The organism is Brevundimonas sp. (genome assembly GCF_030704825.1).
In the GTDB taxonomy this organism is placed as follows: Bacteria; Pseudomonadota; Alphaproteobacteria; order Caulobacterales; family Caulobacteraceae; genus Brevundimonas.
The window spans coordinates 246,497-260,306 of sequence record NZ_JAUYNX010000016.1 but is presented as its reverse complement, the minus strand read 5'-3'; the positions used below and the strand labels follow the sequence as shown (position 1 = coordinate 260,306).

General features: G+C 69.8%; 15 protein-coding genes. 4 read left to right on the top strand and 11 right to left on the bottom strand.

The features are described from left to right. Positions 1-643: 643 nt before the first annotated feature. From Q8Q71_RS10085 to Q8Q71_RS10040, 10 genes are all read right to left on the bottom strand, one after another. The gene (locus tag Q8Q71_RS10085; protein WP_305759452.1) at positions 644-1,108 is read right to left on the bottom strand and encodes a DUF6173 family protein; all 465 of its coding nucleotides are present in this window, start codon (positions 1,106-1,108) and stop codon (positions 644-646) included. 28 nt (positions 1,109-1,136) lie between these two features. Then, the gene (rodA, locus tag Q8Q71_RS10080) at positions 1,137-2,294 is read right to left on the bottom strand and encodes a rod shape-determining protein RodA (protein WP_305759451.1); all 1,158 of its coding nucleotides are present in this window, start codon (positions 2,292-2,294) and stop codon (positions 1,137-1,139) included. Next, entirely contained in the window at positions 2,291-4,372 is a 2,082-nt protein-coding gene (gene mrdA / locus Q8Q71_RS10075) for a penicillin-binding protein 2 (protein WP_305759450.1), read from the bottom strand. The genes rodA and mrdA overlap by 4 nt, the downstream gene beginning before the upstream one ends. Next, positions 4,369-4,887 carry a hypothetical protein gene (locus tag Q8Q71_RS10070; protein ID WP_305759449.1) on the bottom strand — a complete coding sequence of 173 codons (519 nt, stop codon included), beginning with the start codon at positions 4,885-4,887 and terminating at the stop codon, positions 4,369-4,371. The genes mrdA and Q8Q71_RS10070 overlap by 4 nt, the downstream gene beginning before the upstream one ends. Then, positions 4,884-5,945 (bottom strand): rod shape-determining protein MreC, encoded by a 1,062-nt coding sequence (gene mreC, locus Q8Q71_RS10065; RefSeq protein WP_305759448.1) that lies wholly within the window; start codon positions 5,943-5,945, stop codon positions 4,884-4,886. The genes Q8Q71_RS10070 and mreC overlap by 4 nt, the downstream gene beginning before the upstream one ends. 135 nt (positions 5,946-6,080) lie before the next feature. Next, complete coding sequence (locus Q8Q71_RS10060) at positions 6,081-7,121, bottom strand: rod shape-determining protein (RefSeq protein WP_056450471.1); 1,041 nt, start codon at positions 7,119-7,121, stop codon at positions 6,081-6,083. Positions 7,122-7,373: 252 nt separating this feature from the next. Beyond that, a complete protein-coding gene (locus tag Q8Q71_RS10055) occupies positions 7,374-7,796 on the bottom strand; it encodes a hemerythrin domain-containing protein (RefSeq protein WP_305759460.1) in 423 nt (140 codons plus the stop codon). A gap of 143 nt (positions 7,797-7,939) precedes the next feature. Then, positions 7,940-8,656, bottom strand: a complete 717-nt coding sequence (locus tag Q8Q71_RS10050; protein WP_305759447.1) for a TVP38/TMEM64 family protein — start codon at positions 8,654-8,656, stop codon at positions 7,940-7,942. Positions 8,657-8,725: 69 nt separating this feature from the next. Continuing rightward, a complete protein-coding gene (locus Q8Q71_RS10045) occupies positions 8,726-8,977 on the bottom strand; it encodes a helix-turn-helix transcriptional regulator (RefSeq protein WP_305759446.1) in 252 nt (83 codons plus the stop codon). Beyond that, positions 8,977-9,579: a DUF2975 domain-containing protein gene (locus tag Q8Q71_RS10040; RefSeq protein WP_305759445.1), complete on the bottom strand. Its 603-nt coding sequence runs from the start codon at positions 9,577-9,579 to the stop codon at positions 8,977-8,979. The genes Q8Q71_RS10045 and Q8Q71_RS10040 overlap by 1 nt, the downstream gene beginning before the upstream one ends. 81 nt (positions 9,580-9,660) lie before the next feature. Between Q8Q71_RS10040 and Q8Q71_RS10035 the strand changes: the two genes are divergently transcribed. The 4 genes from Q8Q71_RS10035 to Q8Q71_RS10020 all read left to right on the top strand — a co-directional run bounded on the left by Q8Q71_RS10035 (position 9,661) and on the right by Q8Q71_RS10020 (position 12,827). After that, the gene (locus tag Q8Q71_RS10035; RefSeq protein WP_305759444.1) at positions 9,661-10,626 is read left to right on the top strand and encodes an MBL fold metallo-hydrolase; all 966 of its coding nucleotides are present in this window, start codon (positions 9,661-9,663) and stop codon (positions 10,624-10,626) included. A gap of 78 nt (positions 10,627-10,704) precedes the next feature. Further along, a complete protein-coding gene (locus Q8Q71_RS10030) occupies positions 10,705-11,910 on the top strand; it encodes a pyridoxal phosphate-dependent aminotransferase (protein ID WP_305759443.1) in 1,206 nt (401 codons plus the stop codon). A gap of 280 nt (positions 11,911-12,190) precedes the next feature. Beyond that, positions 12,191-12,421, top strand: coding sequence for a hypothetical protein (locus Q8Q71_RS10025; protein ID WP_305759442.1), 231 nt, complete (start codon positions 12,191-12,193; stop codon positions 12,419-12,421). Continuing rightward, positions 12,414-12,827 carry a type II toxin-antitoxin system VapC family toxin gene (locus Q8Q71_RS10020; RefSeq protein WP_305759441.1) on the top strand — a complete coding sequence of 138 codons (414 nt, stop codon included), beginning with the start codon at positions 12,414-12,416 and terminating at the stop codon, positions 12,825-12,827. The genes Q8Q71_RS10025 and Q8Q71_RS10020 overlap by 8 nt, the downstream gene beginning before the upstream one ends. A 3-nt stretch (positions 12,828-12,830) precedes the next feature. Here Q8Q71_RS10020 and Q8Q71_RS10015 read toward each other — a convergent pair whose 3' ends face one another. After that, a complete protein-coding gene (locus Q8Q71_RS10015; RefSeq protein ID WP_371315950.1) occupies positions 12,831-13,772 on the bottom strand; it encodes a polyprenyl synthetase family protein in 942 nt (313 codons plus the stop codon). Between the last annotated feature and the right edge of the window lie 38 nt (positions 13,773-13,810).

Genomic DNA, 13,810 nt, shown 5'->3' with positions numbered 1-13,810 from the left:
CCCCGACCTTTGCGCCGCATTCATCCCTGTCCGTCATACGCCTGCGACGGGCGGAAGGCTTCCAGGCCTCCCGGGCCCCGGGGTTTCGACCCCCCGGGCAGTCCGCCGCCCCCACGCCCCCGTTATTCCACAAGCCGCAGGGTGAGCCGCGCAAGGGTCCGGGCGACGATTCCGGGACGACGTTTCCCGCTCGATCGCACCCCGCCGCACGCGATGGCCCTGGCGCCAGACGCCCTCCCCCGCGACGGGATGGACGGAAGGATAAGGCCGACGGGAGGGGGTGATGGGAAAAACCCGCTTCAAAAGCGGAAGGCGTTGATCAGCGAGGATATTTTTTGCTCAACGCGACTATATTGAAGGGAGCAGCGTCATGGTCGCTATCGTCATTCCGGGCGAAGGCGAGCGCGGCGAGCCGCAGACCCGGAACCCAGCGTGGCCGAAGGCGATCTGTTCACGCACGCTGGTTGCCGGTCGTGTCCGCGACAGCTTCGCGCTCTCGCGCGCCGCCGGGTTCCGGGTCTCCCCCCGGCTTTCGCCGGGGTCCGCCCGGAATGACGATAGCGGAAGGGGCGCAGCCGGCGAGGCCAAGAAGTTGGCGGCCGGCGCTCAAGCCCTCCCCCGACGGGAGAGGGAAAGCGGCGCCCTATTCCGGATTGGTCTTGCGGACCAGTTCCGAGAGCTGGAAGCCGATGCGGCGGGCCTCGCGTTCCCCGGGCCGTTTGCGGACGTCGAGGAGGACGTTGATCTGGCCATAGTGCTGGATCAGCCGCACCGGCTTGCCGTCCGCGTTCTTGCCCAGGAACATGATGAAGTCCGGGCCCCAGAAGCCGACGTCGTCGATCGACATGGTGCCGTCGCCCGGCAGGCCGACGATGCGGGCCCCGACCTCCTCGTCCTTGTCGAGACCCTGCTCGAAATCCTGGATCAGCTTGGACAGGCGCACGAAAGCCCATTCGGCCGGATTTTCGCGCATGCGGACCCCGTCCATCAGGGCGGCGGTCCGTTCCGGCGTCGCGGCCGGCAGAACCGGCTCCGGACACGGCTTGTCGTCCCAGTCGGGCACGAAGACGGGCGGCGTTGCGGCGGCGGCGGGGCTGGGCTTGCTCATCATCCAACCCTAACGCACGAGCGCCGGATCAGAACAGCCCGTGGCCCTTGGGCAGTTCGACATAGCGGTGCACCCGCGTCGACAGCACCAGGCCGAAGCCGAACATCACGGTCATCATCGACGACCCCCCGTAGGACAGGAGGGGCATCGGCACGCCCACCACCGGGGCCAGACCCATCACCATGGCGCCGTTGATGAGCACGAACAGGGCGAAGAAGGCTGTCATCCCCGCGGCGGCGATGCGGCCGAAATGGCTGTGCGCGAGGGAGGCGATGCGCAGGGAGATCAGGATGATGGCGACATAGCAGGCCAGGACGGCGAACGAGCCGACGAAGCCGAACTCCTCGGCGACGGTCGAGAAGATGAAGTCCGTGTGCCGTTCCGGCAGGAACTCCAGCTGGCTCTGGCTGCCGAGCCCATAGCCCTTGCCGAGCACGCCTCCCGAGCCGAGGGCGATCTTGGACTGGATGATGTTGTAGCCCGTGCCGGACGGGTCGGACTCGGGGCTGAGGAAGGTCAGCACGCGGTTGCGCTGGTATTCGTGCATGCCGAACATGACGAAGGGCGGGATGACGGCGACGGCCGCGGCGGCCCCGGCAGCGATGACGCGCCAGCTGAGGCCGGCCACGAACATGACCGCGGCCCCCGTCAGGCCGATGACCATGGCCGAGCCGAGGTCGGGCTGTTTGGCCACGAGCAGGAAGGGGACGCCGACCATCGCCGCCGGGATCAGCAGCTTCCACGACCAGCGGGCTTCCTGGGCCGTGTGGTTGTGGTACCAGCGCGCCAGGGCCAGGACGAGGCCCAGCTTGATGAACTCGGCCGGCTGGATGCGGATGAAGCCGAGATTGAGCCAGTTGCGGGCCCCGCCCGCGACATAGCCCAGCGGGGTGAACTCGATCATCAGGACGAGGACGAGCAGGACGCCGTACAGCGGATAGGCGGCGCGGAACCACCATTTCGGATGCACCATCGCCATGGCCAGCATGACCACCAGCAAGGCCCCGAAGCGGATCACATGCTTCACGGCCCAGGGCTGCCACTGCCCGCCCGCGATCGAATAGAGCATCGCCGCGCCGACCATGGCGACCACGCACAGCAGGCCGACGAGCCGCCAGTCCAGCTCGGTGATCTTGGTCGACAGACGGTCCCTCTCGCCGGGACGGGTCAGGGCGGAGGCGGTCATCGCGGCGGCTCCGACAGATAGGGGCGTGGGCCGCTGGTCGCGGTCGGAGCCGGACGCGGCGCGGGCGGCGCGATCGCGGCGGCGGCGGCGCCGGTGACTTCTCCGCCGGGCGCGGCGCCGGCCTCGCCCTCGTCGGCGCCGGGCGGGGCGACGGCCTCCGGCGGCAGGGGGCGTTCGATGCGGGCGCGCATGTCGGGATCCTTGAGCAGGACCGTCTTCATGATCTCGCGCGCCTTGGGCGCGGCGTCGGCGGCGCCGCCCGACGGCGCATGCTGGATGATCAGGGCGATGGCGTAGCGCGGCGCGTCGTGCGGAGCGAAGGCGACGAACAGGGCGTGGTCGCGGCGGGTCCAGACGGCGTCGCGGGGACCGCGCGAGCCCGAGCCGTAGTCGCGCGACTGGGCCGTGCCGGTCTTGCCCGCCATCTGGATGTCGCCGAGACCGAGCTGGGAGGCGCGATAGGCGGTGCCGGTCACGTCATTGGCCACCGCGGCCATGCCGCCGCGAACGATATCCAGATGTGCCTTGCTGAACGGCAGGTCCGGCGCGGCGGCGGCGGCGGCCCGCGCCTCGCCGCCGACCGATCTGACCAGCCGCGGCTGGATCGCCTTGCGCCCGTTGGCGATGCGCGACGTCATCACTGCCAGATGCAGGGCGCTGACCTCCAGCGCGCCCTGGCCGATGGCGACCGACAGGGTCTCGCCCGGGTACCATTTGCCGGCGTCGGGATGGGTCTGGCCCGTGCGCCGGGCGTAGTCGGCCTTCCAGGCCTGGCTGGGAACCGTGCCGTCCGACTGGCCCCCGATGCCGATTTCATAGGTCCGGCCGAAGCCCAGGTCCTTCGCAACCCGGGCGATCCGGTCGACGCCCGCCCGGTTGCACATGTGGTAGAAATAGGTGTCGCACGAGTTCTTGATGGCGTTGTGCATATCCATGGCGCCATGCCCGCCGGCGCGCCAGCAGCGGAAGGTGCGGTTGCCGTAGCGATAGCCGCCGGTGCAGACGACCCGCTCGGTCGGATCGACGCCGGCGTCGAGCAGGGCCAGGGCGGTGGTCATCTTGAAGGTCGAGCCGGGCGGGAAGGTGCCGTAGATCGCCTTGTCCAGCAGCGGCTTGCGCTCGTAGTCGCGCAGGGCGTTGTAGATGCTGGACGGCACGCCGCCGACGAACATGTTGGGGTCGAACGACGGGGCCGACACCATGCACAGGATGTCGCCGTTGCGGACGTCCATGACCACGCAGCCGCCGGATTCCTCGCCGTAGACCTCGAGCGCGCGGTTCTGGACGTCGGCGTCCAGGGTCAGGACCACGTCCTTGCCGGGCACCGCGGGCCTGGAGCCGCCGATATCCTCGGCCACCACCCGGCCGCGCGCGTCGACCTCGACGCGATTGCCCCCGGCCTCGCCGCGCAGGTCGGCGTCGAACGACTTCTCGACCCCCTGGCGGCCGATGCGGAAGCCGGGGTTGTAGAGGATTTCCGGGACCTTCTCGCCGCGCTCCTCGATCGCCTTGATGTCGCGGTCGTTGGGCTTGGCGACATAGCCGATGACGTGGGCGAAGGCGCCGCCGAAGGGGTAGAAACGCGCCTCGTTCATGTCAGCCATGACGCCCGGCAGTTCGTTGGCGTAGAGGTTGACCCTGGCGAACTCCTCCCAGGTCAGGTCGCTCTTGACCGGGACGGGGCTGAAGCGTGGCGCGGCGTTGACCTCGCGGATGATCGAGCGACGCCGATCCATGGTGTCGGGCAGCAGGCGGCCCAGCAAATCCAGCGTCTGATCCAGGTCCTTGGTCTCGTCGCGCACGACGAGAACCCGGAAACTGGGCCGGTTGCCGGCGATGACCACGCCGTCGCGATCGAGGATGCGGCCGCGCGGCGGGGGCACGAGGCGGAAGTTGAACTGGTTGTTCGACGCCATGGTGGCGTACTGGCCGGCCTGGATGACCTGCAGCTGGGCCAGGCGGCCGGTCAGGGCCAGGCCGCCGAGGGCGGTCAGGCCGCCGAGGACGAAGGTCCGGCGCAGGAAGGAGCCCTGCCGCTCGTTGACGTCGGAGAAGAAGATCGACGGTTCCGAACTCATCGGAACCTCACGTCGCCGTCCTCGAACCGCTCGATCATCCGGTCGGCGAACGGGAACAGCAGCAGGGTGGGCACGACCTGGCCGATCAGGGCCAGCAGACTGGGCGGATTGCGGGCGATCAGGGTGACGACGAGGTACGCCACCAGGAAGGCCAGGCCGCAGCAGGCGGCGTACCAGACGAACAGCACCGCCGTGTCCTGACCGATCAGGAAGCTGCGCGAGGCCAGCACCACCGCATAGATGGCCAGCAGGGCCAGGGCCCACAAGCCCAGGGGCCCGTAGGTGAGGATGTCCAGGCTCAGGCCCAGCAGGGTCAGCACCAGCGGGGCCACGACCGAGGGCCGGATCAGCGGCCAGGCGAAGGCCAGGACCATGGGGATGACCGGCTCGGGCAGGTTCAGGCCGAACAGTTCGACCGGCGTGGCCAGGACGATGGTGACGGCGATAGTGACCAGGGCCGGAATGACGATCCACTGCACCGGTCCGACGACACGGACCGCGACCGGCCGTCTCATTCGGTCCCTCCCGGCGGAGGAGCGGCGGGTTCGGGAGCCGGCGGCGAGGGCGTCGCCGCGGCGGCCGCGGCGGCGTCGGACCGCGTCTGTTCGTTGCGGGCCCGGGCGGCGTCGCGGCGGGCGGCGGAATCGGCGATGGCCGCCGCCTGGGCCGCGGTGGCCTCCGGCAGGGCGCCCAGGGCGGCCAGCGGGGGCGCGTCGAGGTCGTCGGGGCCGATCAGCTGGCCGAAGTCCTCCAACAGCATGACGCGGACATAGTCGATGGCGCCGCGGTCGCTGAACAGCTTGACCCGCCAGGTCCCGTCGATCCCCTTCGCCGCCACGCCGATCGGCACGCCGCGCGGGAAGCCGCCGCCGTCGCCGGAGGACAGGATGCGGTCGCCGGCCTGGACCGAGCCCACCCCGCGCACGAACTCCAGCCGCGGATTGTCGCTGCCGTCGCCGGTCAGGAGGGCGCGGGCGTCGGTGCGATCGACCAGCACCGGGGTGCGGCTGGCCACGTCGGTCAGCAGCAGCATGCGGCTGACGCCCGGCGAGGTCCCGACGATGCGCCCGACCAGGCCGTGCTCGTTGATCACCGGATTGCCGATCCTGACGCCCTTGGCCGAGCCGGCGTCGATCAGGCGGGCCCTGGAGAAGGGGCCGCGCGAGTCGGAGATCGAGCGCGCGGTCTGCATGGCCACGGGCGGCTCGGGCCGGATGCCCAGCATCGCCTCGTAGCGGGCGTTGACGTTCTTGAGGGCGATGGCCTGGTCGCGCCACGGCTGGAGATCGGCCAGTTCGCGCTTGAGCCGGCGGTTTTCCGACACGGCGAAGAAATAGCCGCCGACATAGTCCGAGGCGTGGCCGAACCAGCGCACCGGCGCGGCGAAGACGCCGCCGACCGGGCCGGCGACGGCCTCCACCCCGGAACGGACCGGCTGATAGGGCGACGACTGGGCGCGGGCGTCGCTGATCAGCAGCAGGACGCAGCCGATCGCGGCGAGCACGACCGTGAGGGCCGCGGTCCAGACCAGCGGCACCTTGATGTTCTCGAACGGTCCGTCGCGAAACGCCACGGCGCGCCTTCCTCAGAAAAGGGAATCAGCGGGACGCCCCGGCCGATCCGACGAGCCTATCGCAAAATCCATGCCGCTTGGATACCGGCGTCGGGCCCACATGACAGGGTTTTGAGGCGGTGTTTCGACCGAACCCTACAGGGCCGAGTCGAGCACGCCCTTCATCCAGCGCGGATGCTCGAGCACCCGGCCGCAGCCGATCGCCACGCAGGACAGCGGATCGTCGGCGACGGAGACCGGCAGGCCGGTGTGGTCGCGAATCTCGGCGTCCAGGCCGCGCAGCAGGGCGCCGCCGCCGGTCAGCATGATGCCCTTGTCGGCGATGTCCGCGGCCAGTTCGGGCGGGGTGGCCTCCAGGGCGACCTTCACGGCCTCGACGATCTGGGTGACCGGCTCGGCCAGGGCCTCGGCGGCCTGGCGTTCCGAGATGCGGACCTCGCGCGGCACGCCCTGCATCAGGTCGCGGCCCTTGACGTCGATCGACAGGCCTTCGCCGTCGGCCGGGATGCGGGCGGTGCCGATGTCCTTCTTGATCCGCTCGGCGGTGGTCTCGCCGATCAGAAGGTTATGGTTGCGGCGCATGTAGCTGATGATCGCCTCGTCCATCTTGTCGCCGCCGACGCGGACCGAACGCGAATAGACGATGCCCGACAGGGACAGCACGGCGACCTCGGTGGTGCCGCCGCCGATGTCGACGACCATGGAGCCGGTCGGCTCGTGGATCGGCAGACCGGCGCCGATGGCGGCGGCCATCGGCTCGTCGATCAGGCCGACCCGGCGGGCCGAGGCGTTGAGGCAGGAATCGTTGATGGCGCGGCGCTCGACGGCGGTGGCGCCCGACGGCACGCAGACGATGACCTTGGGGTTCACGAAGCCCTTGCGGTTATGAACCTTGCGGATGAAGTGCTTGATCATCTCCTCGGCGACCTCGAAGTCGGCGATGACCCCGTCGCGCATGGGACGGATGGCTTCCATGTGGCCGGGGGTGCGGCCCAGCATCTGCTTGGCCTCTATGCCGACGGCGTGGACGATCTTCCGGCCGCCGACGTTGCGCAGGGCCACGACGGAGGGTTCGTTCAGCACGATGCCCTTGCCCTTCATGTAGATCAGGGTGTTGGCGGTGCCGAGGTCGATGGCGATGTCGTTGGAGATCGCGCCGAAAATGCTGGAGAACATGGGTTCGGGATACCGTTCGTTCGGGCCTGGAAGGGGCGTGCGTCAGTCTCGATCCGTTTCGGCGACGCCCCGGCGAACGCGCATCCCCACGCGCCGCCTCCTGATCGTTATCGCCTGACCGACCTTACGGCTCGTTTGCCCGTGTGCGCGGGCGAATACAAGCCCTGTCGCCGGACGAGCGAGCGCGAAAAGTCCAGCCGGCCATGCGTTTGAGCCCGCCTCACCAGAACGTGACGCGGCGCGGCGCCCGTGTCAGGCCGCGTCGCGGGCGGCGCCGCCGTCCGGACGGTCCATCGCGGGATAGAGGACGTCGTTTTCCATCTCGATCCGCAGCGACAGGGCCCCTATGACGCCCCCGGTGACGGCGGCGAACCGGCGCGTTCCGCCCAGGATCGTCGCGACGGTCCAGTGATCCCGATAGTCGGTCCACACTCCGAGGAGGCCGCCCATCTCGCCGGCGGCGGACGTGCCCAGCGCCCGGGTCCGCGGGTCCGCGGCGCCCATCATCGCCGGATAGAGATCGGCGTCCTCCCGGGCGAGGTGACCCCGCAGCAGGTGGTCGATGTCGAGGATGAGGGCCCGCGCGCGTTCGGCGTCGTCCCGCCGCTTCACGTCATGTGAAAGGCCGCCGAGCCGGCTGACCAGGCGCAGGATCGCACTGTGTTCGTTCCGCAGCGTTTGAGTATCGATGGCGACACCCCCCGTTCTCGCGCTGAAGTTGATCTTCGCAGATTAAGGGAGGTTGAATGTTCGTTCGGGAGGGGAACATCCCGGGGGCCGGTCCTGACGGCCGCGAGACTGAATGCCGGACACGAAATCTAGTCCGGACCCGCCGCCCGCTCGCGCCGCCTGACCAGTTCGCGCACGCCCAGCATCAGACCCAGCCAGACCACGGCCACCCCCGCCAGGATCAGCGAGGTCCAGACGCCGTCGCCGCTGACCGCCGCGACCACCGCCCCGCCGAAGAAAGCCACCAGGGCGGTCTTGGGCAGGACGCCGAGGGCGCAGCCGGCGAGGAAGGCGGGGAAGGACGCGCGCGTGGCGCCGAAGGCCATATTGACGACGATGAAGGGCGCCGAGGGCACGTTGCGGATCATGAAGCTGGCGTAGAAGGCGTTCTTGCCGACGAAGCCCTTGAGCCGGCCCATGGTGCGGCCGCCGAAGCGATCGACCAGCCGCGCCGTCGGCCCGCGCCCCAGCCAGTAGGTCACGCCCGCCGAGGCCACGGTCGCGGCCCAGCTGTAGAGAAATCCCAGCGTCGGCCCGAAGGCGACGACGCAGGCGGCGATCAGGATGAATTGCGGCGCGCCGATGAAGGCGGCGGCGATGAACAGGACGATCGTGGCCGCGAAGGCCCAGGGGCTGCCGGCGTAGCCCTGCAGCCAGGCCTCGAGGTTCTCCTCGGCCGCCAGGCCCAGCTGGCTCTTGCCGATCGCCAGCAGGCCGAGGGTCGCGCCGAGCAGCAGCGCCGTCGCCAGCACCGCCCGCCAGCGGCGGGCCTCCATGTTGAGGATGAAGTCGAGGAGACGGCGCATCCGCCAGCGATTAGCACCCCGGGACGGGGCCCGCGAGAGCGGCCGGACGCCAGAAGGCGTCCATCCGCCCTACTCCGCGTACCGGCCCGACCTTTGAGCCACGGTCCCCTGGTCGGTCTCGGGCACATATTCGAGGAGATCGGCCGGGGCGCAGTCCAGATAGCGGCAGATGGCGTCGAGGGTCGCCAGCCGCATGCCGCGCACCTTGCCCGATTTGAGGAGGCTGAGGTTGGTCTCGGATATGCCGATGGCGCGCGCCAGCACGTTCGAGCGCACCTTGCGCCGGGCCATCACGACGTCGAGCCGGACCACAATGGGCATCAGACGAACCGCGCCGCATCGTCGGCGACCTCGGCGCCCCATCGCATGACCCGCGCGACGACAACCAGCACGAGGCCCAGCACCAGCGCCTGGAGGCTGTCCAGCCTGAGCCAGCCGCGGTCGTCGAACCCGGAAGCGGCCACGACCATATGCCCCAGCGTCGGACCGACGGCGTAGGCGATCAGCCAGACGGCGATGGCGGCGATGCAACGCGCGTTGCGCGCTTCGAGGACGACGCCCTCCCCATAGAGCCGGAACAGACGCCGCAGCTGCCACAGGATGGCGAGCGCCGGGACGACCATCAGGCAGGCGGAGACCGACAGGGCCAGCTTCTGCACCCAGGGCAGGGCGCCCACCGTGGTCCAGCCGGGCGGGACCGGCGGGACGGCGGCTTCGACATAGATCTGGATACCGCCGGGCCAGACCTGCAGCCGGTCGCCGCCATAAGCCAGCGCGCCCGCCACGGCCACGACGAGAATGACCGCGCCGAGAGCGAAGAGGGCCGTGAACAGCCACTCCAGCGGTCGGCTCAGCCGGCGGATGCGGCCCAGCAGCGGGGGCTGTTCGATGACGGGCGGAGGGAACGGCAGGATCAAGGCCAAGGGCGGACCTGTATGAACACGCGATTGACAGAGATATTTTTATGTATTTCGATATGATCCGGAAATCAAACGGAGCGCCTGATGCCGTCGATCCTCTCATGCCGCAGCGGGCTTGTCGCCATGGCGATCCTGGCGTTCGCCGCCGGTCTGTCCGCTTGCGCCACGCCGGCGACGCATCACCCGGCGATTGCTTCCAACCTGGGAACACCCTCCCGGACGTCCGGCCTGGAAGCCAGCCTGACGCGGCCTGGTACGGTCACCTTCCGCCGGGTCCGCTTCGCGACATGGACCGGGGGCCGGGGCACGTTCATCGACCGTGACGACCCCCGCACGTCGGCCGTCCCGCCGGGTTCCGAGGAGGCCAATATCTACGCCTATGTCGTCGATCATCCGACGCGGGGACGGTATCTGATCGACGCGGGAGTATCCGCCGATCTCGAGCCCCGCCTGAACGGGATCATGCGGCGCGCGCTGGCGGACATGGCCGTGCGGATCGACCAGACGACGGGACGGCTGCTGGCGGGGCAGACGGCGCCTCGCGCGGTGTTCCTGACCCATCTGCATTTCGATCATATCGGCGGGCTTATCGACCTGGATCACGCCGCGCCCGTCCATCTGGGGCCCGGCGACGCCGCCGAGAAGAACAGACTCAACGGCCTGCTGGGCCCGCCGGCGGACGCGATTCTGGAGGGCTTCGGCCCCTTGAAGGAGTGGGCCTTCCAGGCCGATCCGGACGACGGCTTCGCGGGAGTTCTGGACATTTTCGGGGACGGCTCGATCTGGGCGATCCATGTGCCCGGGCACTCGCCCGGCTCGACCGCCTATCTGGTCAATGCGACCGACGGTCCGAAGCTGATCGTCGGCGACGCGGCCCATACCCGGCTGGGCTGGGAACAGGCCATGCCCCAGCCCGTCGCCCCCGGCGCCCGCGTCGATGCGGCGACCTCCTTCGAACGCCTGCGCCGCTTCGCCGCCGCCCATCCCGAGGTGGAAATCTTTCTCGGGCACCAGTCCCGGACCGGTCAGGCCGAGGCGGGCGTCGAATAGATTCCCTGCCGCCTGACCCGGCATTTGCCCGCTCTTTCGCAACTGCGTAAGGATTGCGCTCCGTCCCCGGGAGTCGTCATGTCCAGCCTGCAGTCCGCCGCCCTCGCCCGCGTCAAGCCGTCAGCCACCCTGGCGGTCACCGCCCGCGCCCGCGAGCTGAAGCGCGAGGGGCGCGACGTGATCGGACTGGGGGCCGGAGAACCGGACTTCGACACGCCCGAGAACGTCAAGGAGGCCGCCATCGCGGCCATCCGCCGGGGCGAAACCAAATACACCGACGTCGACGGCGTGCCCGAGCTGAAGGCGGCGGTGGCGGCCAAGTTCGCGCGCGAGAACGGCCTGACCTACGCCGTGAACCAGATCCACGTCGCGCCCGGCGGCAAGACGGTGATCTACAACGCCCTGGTCGCCACCCTGTCGCCGGGCGACGAGGTGATCGTGCCGGCGCCCTACTGGGTCAGCTATCCCGACATGGTGCTGCTGGCCGGCGGCGAGCCGGTGACCGTCGTCGGTCACGAGGCCGACGGCTTCAAGCTGAAGCCGGAGGTGCTGGAGGCGGCGATCACGCCGCGGACCAAGTGGCTGATCCTGAACAGCCCGTCGAACCCCACGGGCGCAGCCTATACCGGCGCCGAGCTGGAGGCGCTGGCCGCCGTGCTGCGCCGCCACCCGCAGGTCTGGGTGATGACCGACGACATGTACGAGCACCTGATCTACGGCGACTTCGACTACAGGACGATCGCCCAGGTCGCGCCCGACCTCTACGACCGGACGCTGACGGTGAACGGGGTGTCCAAGGCCTACGCCATGACCGGCTGGCGCATCGGCTACGCCGGCGGGCCGAAGCCGCTGATCGACCTGATGCGCAAGGTGGCGGGCCAGACCACCTCCAACCCCGCGTCGGTCAGCCAGTGGGCGGCGGTCGAGGCGCTGAACGGGCCGCAGGACTTCATCGCCGAACGGGCGAAGCATTTCGAGCGGCGGCGCGACCTGGTCGTTTCGATGCTGAACCAGGCGACGGGCATCCGCTGCGCCACGCCCGAAGGGGCCTTCTACGTCTATCCGTCGATCGAGGGCCTGATCGGCAAGCGGACGGAGGACGGGACCGTGATCGACAGCGACGACGCGTTCGCGACCGCCCTTCTGGACGCCGAGGGCGTGGCGGTGGTGCAGGGTTCGGCCTTCGGCCTGAGCCCCTATTTCCGCATCAGCTATGCGACCTCGGAGAGCGTGCTGGAGGAGGCGTGCGCGCGCATCCAGCGGTTCTGCTCAGGGTTGCGCTGAAATCGCCTTTTGATTGTATCGCCGGCTTATGATAGGGTGACGGACGTTCACAGTTGAAGCGAAGGCCGTGACCCGGCGACTGCAGACGACGGCCCCCCATCTGGCGTTCGCCGCCCGGCTGCGAGACGCTTGCGACAAGGCCGGCGTCCCGCCGCTGGATCAAGACCGGTCGCTTTGGATCCGCGACGAGATGGGGCGTCGCTTCCGTGAACCCGTCACGGTCGAGGCGGTCCGAAAGTGGCTGTCCGGAAAGACGCGCCCTCGCCCCGGAAGGTTGACGATGCTCGCCGCCATCCTGGGCGTTGAACCCGGCGGGCTGTCCAGCGCTTCGGACGTCGGGGTCGCGGAAAAGGGCGCGCCGTTTCAGCATGGCCAGGAACCCGTCGAAGAGGATCGCGGCCGTTTCATCCTGGATCGCATTCGGGAACGACTTGGCGGCACGGTCACGATCATGCCGGGCGTGGATCTGACGGACCCGACGGGGGAGGTCTGGGACGCGGAGCGTGACTGACCGTCCCATTTTGCTCGACACCTGCGCGGCGCTCTGGCTCGCGGCCGGGGAGATGAAAGCACCGGCGTTGGACGAAGTCCGATCGACCCTCTCCGCCGGGATCGCCGTCCTCGTGTCGCCGATCACGGCGTGGGAGGTCGGCATGCTGGCGTCCAAACAGCGGATCGTTCTGGCCATGCCGGCGCTGAATTGGTTCGAAGGGTTGGTGGAGGCGGGAATAGACTGCGCCGGGCTGTCTCCCGCGATTTTAGTCGCCGCGACCGAACTGAACGCGCCAAGGCTCCGCGATCCGGCCGACCGCATCATCGCCGCGACGGCGCGCGCCAACAGATACCGGCTCATGACCCGCGACCGGCCGTTGCTCGACTTCGCGGCTGAAAGACACGGAGCCGCGATCAGGTGCTAGCTGTCAGGCCGCCCGGCTGACCGCGAAGTCCGCGACCTGCTCCAGCGCCGAGCGCCAGTCGCCTTGCGGAAGCGGCCCGAGCGAATCCCGGGCGGCGGCGGCGTATTCCCAGGCGAGGTCGAGCGTCGAACCGACCGCGCCCGTGCCGACCACCAGTTCGCGGGCGCGGCGGAAGTCGTCCTCGGTGCGCTGGCCCTGGTTGATGGTGCGGTCCCAGAAGGCGTCCTCGCGGCCGCGCGTGCGGGCGGCGGCCAGCAGCAGGGGCAGGGTGACCTTGCCCTCCCGGAAGTCGTCGCCGGCGTTCTTGCCCAGCACCTCGGACTGGCCGCCGTAGTCGAGGGCGTCGTCGGCCAGCTGGAAGGCCAGGCCGAGGTTCAGGCCATAGGCCCGCAGCGCCTGGACCGCGTCCTCGTCGGCGTCGGCGCCGACAGCTCCGGCCTCGGCGGCGGCGGCGAACAGTTCGGCGGTCTTGGCCGAGATGATGCGCAGATAGGTGTCCTGGTCCAGGTTCAGGTCGTGGGCGCGGGTCAGCTGCAGCACCTCGCCCTCCGAGATGACGCTGGAGGCGCGGGCGAGGATGCCCAGGGCCCGCATCCGGCCGGTCTCGACCATCAGTTCGAAGGCGCGGGCGAACAGGAAGTCGCCGACCAGGACGCTGGAGGGGGCGCCCCAGATCAGATGGGCCGCGACCTTGCCGCGGCGCAGGTCCGAGCTGTCGACCACGTCGTCGTGCAGCAGGGTGGCCGTGTGGATGAACTCGACCGCGGCGGCCAGCTTGACCGGGGCGGCGATATCGCCGGTCGCGCCCGAGGCCCGCGCCGCGGCGAGGGTCAGCAGGGGCCGCAGCCGCTTGCCTCCGGCCGAGACCAGGTGTTCGGCCAGCAGGGGGATGACCGGCACCTGCGACTGCATCCGCTCGAGGATCAGGGCGTCGACGGTCGCCATGTCGCGCGACGCGAGCCGGACGAGCGGCTCGACGCTGC